This is a genomic window from Actinoplanes solisilvae (genome assembly GCF_003999975.1).
GTDB lineage: Bacteria > Actinomycetota > Actinomycetes > Mycobacteriales > Micromonosporaceae > Actinoplanes > Actinoplanes solisilvae.
Genome location: NZ_RJAC01000048.1, coordinates 21,324 through 27,545, shown reverse-complemented (window position 1 = coordinate 27,545; position 6,222 = coordinate 21,324). Strand labels below are relative to the sequence as shown.

Sequence of the window (6,222 nt, the reverse complement as noted above, 5' to 3'; positions counted from 1 at the left end):
GGCAAGAAGGAACGACATCTGCTGCTGGCCGGCGGGGCGCCCCCGGTCCATCAACACCACGTAGGTGCGGCTCGCGGTGACCTGTCCACTGGCACGGGCCATCCGCAGCGCGTCGGCCGGTTCGGCCGCCCGGCTGAGATCGCTGCCCGCGGTGCTGTCGGTGCCGTCGAGCGCGGAGTTGAGGACAATGAACAGGTGCTCGTCCGCGGTCGTGTTGGGGACCAGGGTGAGCCCGGTGGCTCCCTGTGCCCGCCAGTACGCCCGGACGGTGCTGACGTCACTGTCATCGGCCGGGACGACGAGGGCGACCCCTACGGCGCCCGGCAGACGCTGCCGGCTCAGTTTGGAGGTTATCTGCAGGAAATCCGACTTACTGAGGTCGGGCTGGGCGCTCACGGTCGCGGCCAGGTCGGACAGGGTGTCGCGGTAGCGGTTGGCCTCGGCGGTGAGCACGCGGCTGACCGTGTCGGCGTACTGATCCATCACCTGCCCCGCGTGACGTTGCTGAGTTCGCTCGACCGCATGGCTCGCGGCCCACGACCCGGTCAGACCAACCATGCCGATGACGGCCACCAACGTGACGCCGATCCACCGCCGTCGCCTCGGACGTTCTACCGGCCCAGTCGAGTCCCCCATAACATGCGTATCGGCAGCCATCGCACCTGACGAAGTCCGTCGGCCAGAGCCGAAGTCAGCGTCGGCGGCTCACATCGGCCGCGTATCCGAGGTGACCGGTTCCGGCGATCGCGGCCCACCGCTCGACGGTGTCGAGGGACATTCCGAGGAGCTGGCCGATTACGGGTGGTGTGGGCAGCTCTGCGGCGAGTTGGACGAGCGCGGCGTTACGGCACATCGCGGAACCTCGTGCGTACTCATTGAGGTTTTTGTTCGTTGTGGGGGTCGGCGACGATGACGCGGTTGCGTCCGGCCCGTTTGGCTTGGTAGAGGGCGGCGTCGGCGGTGGTGAGGAGGGTTTCGACGTCGGTGTGTTCGGTGGTGAGGTTGGCGACGCCGATGCTGATGGTGATGGTGAGGGGGCCGGCGTCGGTGTCGATGGGGTGGTCGGCGATCCCGGCGCGCAGGCGATCGACGAGGGTGTACGCGCCGTCGGGTTGGGTGTCGGGGAGGATCAGCGCGAACTCTTCCCCGCCGTAGCGGCCGAGCACGTCGGTCGTGCGAACCGTGTGGGCCAGACGTTGGGCGACGGCGCTGATGACCTGGTCGCCGACGTGGTGGCCGTGGACGTCGTTGACCCGTTTGAAGTGGTCGATGTCCATCATGGCAGCGGCCAGTCGGCTGTGTTGCCGGCGGGCCAGGGCGATGTGGTGCAGGGCGTCGGTGAAGAAGTGTCGCCGGTTGGCCAATCCGGTGAGGGCGTCGGTGGTGGCCATTTGTTCGGCCTGGGCGAAGAGCCGGGCATTCTGGTAACCGGTCATGCCGTGGTTGGCCAGGACGCCGGCGATGTCGAGTTGGGCTTGACCGTAGCCGGTGGGTTGGTCGGTGGCGAGAACGATGACGCCGATGGGGGTGTCGGCGAGCCGGAGCGGGATTGCCATCCATTCCCGGCCGCCGGTATTGATGGGCGGTGGTGGCGCGGTTGCGGAGGAGCCGAGGATCGGTTCGACGGCGGTGAGGAGGTCGTGCAGGGCGGGGTCGATGTCGACCGGCGCGGCTGGTTGCGCGGGGTCGTCGGTGTCCGCGTGGATGTGGACTTTGTCGGTATCCAGGACGGCCATCCAGGACCGGTCGGCGGACAGGACGCGGGCAGCGATGGTGTGCAGGCGGCGCAGGACGTCGGTGGGGTTGAGGGTGGTGGACAGCTCGGCCATCGCGGTGCGGAGGGTTTCGGCGAGGTCGCGTTCGCGGCGGATGGATTCGGTGGAGACGGCGAGTTGGGCGGCGCGGGCGGTTTCGAGTGCGGCGCCGACGTGGGTGGTCAGCGCGGCGAGGATGCCGACGTCGGCGGCGGTGAATAAGCCTTTGGCGATGCGGCTGTCGAGGTAGATGAGGCCGAGGAGCCGGCCGTCGAACTGTAGCGGCGCGACCATGATGCTGCGCAGCCCGTGGGCCACCACGCTCTGCGAGCCGAGTGTGGCGCCTTCGTCGGTGCCGGTGACGACGAGAGGTTCGCGGGTTTGGCGGACCCGCTCGACGAGGGTGGAGCCGTAGTCGGTGAGTTCGGTGAGGTCGGTGCCGGTGGTGTCGCGGCCGAGGTGGGGTGTCAGGTGCCCGTGGTCGTCGGTGAGGAACATGAAGGCCCGTTCGGCGGAGAGCAGCCGGATGATCTGGTCGAGGGCGACGCGGGTGAGTTGGCTGGGGTCGAGGATGCCGGAGGCGGCGTTGGTCATTTGTTCCAGCGCGTCGAGCAGTTGCCGGTGGGTGGTCTGAGAGGTCGTGTGGGTGAGGTGGTCGGTGCCGCCGCTGCGCTGGGTGCCGGTGGGGCGTAGGTCGGGGAATTCGGTGCGGATCCATTGTGCGCGGTGCGGCCAGCCGTGCCGCTGGGCCAGGGTGAGGGCTGCGGCGGCTGCGGCGGTCGCGTCGTCGGACCGGTCCAGGCAGGTCAGGACCCGGGCGCGGAGCCGGGCGGTCTCGAAGCTGACCATCGGGGCGTACACGTCGGCGGAGCGGTGTTCGGCCTTGGCCAGGCTTTTCAGGGCGGCCCGGTGCTGACCGCGCAAGTGCTGCAGGTACGCCGTGGCGACGCGGTGGTGTGCCTTGGTGATCGGGCCGGGCGCCTTGCCGAGGGTTCTGACGGCGTCGGCGGCGGCGGCGAGGGCGGCGGTGTGGTGTTCGGGTGTGGCCCGGCGGCACTGTTCGAGCCGCCCGTAGGCCAGGATCGGGTAGATGGTCTGGTGTGACGGCACCACCATCCAGGGGTTGAGGCGCATCGCGGCGAGGTCGGCGGCGATACGGTCGAACGTCGCGCCGAGGTCCTGCTGCTCGACCGCCACGGTCGCCCGCGCGAGGAGCGTGCTCAGCCGGCGACTCGGGTGCTGGTGTGCGTCCGGCCGATCGTCGAGTCGGTGCAGCATCGTGTCCGCCTCGACCATGTGGCCCAGCGCGGACGCCGTGGCGATGCCGCACAGGGTCAGCTCATGCTCGGCCAGATCGGCGCCGGCCAATCGGGCGACGGCCTGCTCACGCAAGGCATGGGCCGGCCGCGCGTACCCCGCGCCGAGCAGCATCCAAATACCGTAATTGGCGACGTTTACGTAGGCGCTGGACGGGACCAGGCCGGTGCGATCGGTGATTTGGGTGGTGAGCGTGCGAAGGTCGGCACTGTTGAGCACGGTGGTGCTCCGGCGCATCCACGCCGTCGCGGCGGCCGGCACCGGTTCGCCCAGCACTGCTGCGGCCTTTTCCGCGCGACGGTATGCCGTGGTCGACGGCAGGCCGATGCCTTGCGAAATAGCTCCCAGCACGGTCCGGGTACGAACGTATGTCGCGCAGGGCCTCAGCCGGCTCGCCGGGTACAACCCGCGCAGGCTCAACGCGACCGAGCCCAGCGGATCCAACGTGAGCATATGGTTGATCGAAAGGTTGCTGAGCAGGGTTGCCTGCAGTTCGTACCGGGCGTGCCGGGCGGTGTTCCTGGTGTACAGGCCGAGACGCTCCACAACCAGGCCGGCGCAAAACCAGAACAGTGACGAGACGATCAGCAGCAGCCGGTTGGTGGGCAGCCGCCGCCCCAAATCGGCCACGGCCAGAAGTGTGGTGTGGGCCGCCTCGACGTCGCCGAGGCCGAGGTGCACGTCGTGGAGGTGCGCTAGCACGCGGGCCCGATCGACGGGATCGGTGGTCGCCGACAGCCCCCGCTGCAATGTGCTCAGCGCATCAATGAACTGCCCGGAATAGTAGAGCGCCGTGCCGAGCAGTTCGTCGACCTCGCCCCGGTTGGCGGCGGGTACGCGATCGGCCAGCCGGCTGGCCCGGTCGAACAACACGGCCGCCTCAGCGGGCGCGCCGTCGGTCAGCGCCTGCCGGCCGGCCGCGAGCAGCGCCGGATAGGCGCGTTCCGCGGTGCGGTCGGCCTCGCCGTGCAGGCAGTGCCGGCCCAACGCGTAAATGTGAGCCGGGTCGGTGGAGTCGATGCCGTGCAGGGCCTCGGCGATGCGTTGGTGCAGCCGGCGCCGGGCCGGTTCGTCCAACCCGTCCAGCAACGCCCGGCGGATACCGTCGTGGACGAACCGCAGCGTACCGTCACGGTGCTCCACCACCATCCGCGCCGCCGCCTGATCGAGCAGCTCACCGGCCGCGCCCGCCGCGAAGCCGCCGGCCCGGGCCGCCAGGTCACCGTCGAAGCTCAGCCCGATCGCCGCGCCCACGGTCAACAGATCACGGCACCGCGGCCCCACCCGATCGACCCGACGCAGAATCAGCCCGAACACGTCCTCCGGCAACGCCAACGCGTCCAGCCCCGCCAGGTCAAGCCGGACCGTGCCCCAATGCGGCACCAACAGGCCCGCATCGACCACCGCTCGAACGTATTCTTGCACCTCGAACGGGCTCGTCCCGCAACCGGCGGCCAGCCGCTCGGCCACCGCCGGGTCCACCGCCAGACCCCGGGCCACCGCGGTAACCAGCACACGCACCGACTCGGGGCTCAACGCCGTCAACGTCACCAGGCAATCGGCCTGCCCGACGACGGCCTCCGCCAGCCGCCCGCCGCCCGGCTGATCATCCGCGGTCAGCACCACCAGCAACGGCACGTCGGCCAGTTCAGGGACCAGCAAGCGCAGCACTGTCTGACTCGCCTCATCCGCCCGCTGCGCGTCATCCAGACACACCAACATCCCACCCGTTGCCCGAGCCAACTCCGCCATGAAGGCCGCCGCCGCCCGGGCCAACGCATCCGGGTCGACCACACCGGAGCTGTCCGGTGCACCGGACAGCTCCGGCGCCTCACCGGTCAGCACCTCGGTCAACACCGGACTGAGCCGGCACAACAACATCGTGGCCGGCCCGGCCGCCGCCCGGACCTGCCCAACCGCCGCGTCCCGGGCCGGCGGCGGCAGCCGACGCACCCGCGCAAGGTGATGCTCCACCGCCGCCCGCACCGCCGACAACGGCCCGGCGTCGCCGTCACACTCCGCCCACAACACCGGCAACCCCTGATCCAACACCGTCGTGGCCAACTCCTGCACCAACCGCGTCTTGCCACTGCCCGGCTCACCGGACACCACCGCCACACCACCGTGCCCGCCACCGGCCCGCCGCCACCGCGCGTCCAGCCGCGCCCGCTCGGCGTCCCGGCCGATCAGCGGCGCCAAACCCACCCGATCGGCGGCATCCAGCGCACCGGTCGCCACCGGCGGATCCGCCGACGCATCGACCAGCAACGCCCGCAGGTCGGCCACCAGCGCCATGCTCGTCTGATACCGGTCGTCCGGATCCTTGGCCAGCAACCGGGTGACCACCCCGGCCAGCGGCCCGGGCACCCCGGGACGCAGCGTGTCCAGCCGCGGCGCCGGCGTCGCCACATGCATCCGCAGCAACTCCGCCACATCGTCGCTGACAAACGGCGGCCGGCCGGCTAGGGCCTCGAACAACACCACACCCAGCGCATACAGATCCGACCGCGGATCCACCGGACGTTTGATCATCCCGGACTGTTCCGGCGCGCAGTACCGCAGCGTGCCCACCACCAGATCGGCCTGCTTCTCCCCAGCCTGACCGGCCGTTCCAAAATCGATCAACCGGACCCGCCCATCGGGCTCGATCATGATGTTGTCCGGCTTGACATCGCGATGCACCAAACCCACCGCATGCACCGCGGCGAGTGTCTCCCCGACCTGCACACCCCAGTCGATCACCCGCTCGATCGCCGCAGGCCCGCCGGCCAGCACCGCGGACAACGACGTACCCGCCACCAAATCCATGATCAAATACGATCGGCCGCCCACCTGCCCGACCTCGTGGACCTCCGGCAGCCCGGCATGCCCCACCCAACTCAGCAACGCCGCCTCACGCCGCAACGCCACCAGCGCCACACCATCGGCATCGGCATCGGCATCGGCATCGGCCGGATCGTTGAACACCTTCATCGCCCAGTCACGACCATCACGCCGCACCCGGTACACCACACCATGGGCGCCACGATCCAACTCACCCACAAACGTCACACCCGCCGCCAGTGCCAACTCGGCGGGCACGCCCGAGGGACCCACCGACAACCCAGCCCCACCAGACCCCGATGACAGCGTCACACAACCCTCATCGGCC

Annotated in this window: 3 protein-coding genes; all 3 read right to left on the bottom strand. The window is 70.0% G+C overall.

Going from position 1 to position 6,222, the window contains the following annotated elements:
• Positions 1–483: CHASE domain-containing protein (locus EER30_RS45455; protein WP_205650710.1), on the bottom strand; the 483-nt coding region annotated here is incomplete at its 3' end.
• 208 nt (positions 484–691) lie between these two features.
• Positions 692–853, bottom strand: a complete 162-nt coding sequence (locus EER30_RS47780) for a hypothetical protein (protein WP_164842768.1) — start codon at positions 851–853, stop codon at positions 692–694.
• Positions 854–872: 19 nt separating this feature from the next.
• Positions 873–6,152 (bottom strand): diguanylate cyclase, encoded by a 5,280-nt coding sequence (locus EER30_RS47775; protein WP_164842767.1) that lies wholly within the window; start codon positions 6,150–6,152, stop codon positions 873–875.
• Between the last annotated feature and the right edge of the window lie 70 nt (positions 6,153–6,222).

Excerpts from the sequence above, each read along its gene's own strand:
- EER30_RS47780 (WP_164842768.1), bottom strand. The coding sequence starts at position 853 with ATGTGCCGTAACGCCGCGCTCGTCCAACTCGCCGCAGAGCTGCCCACA.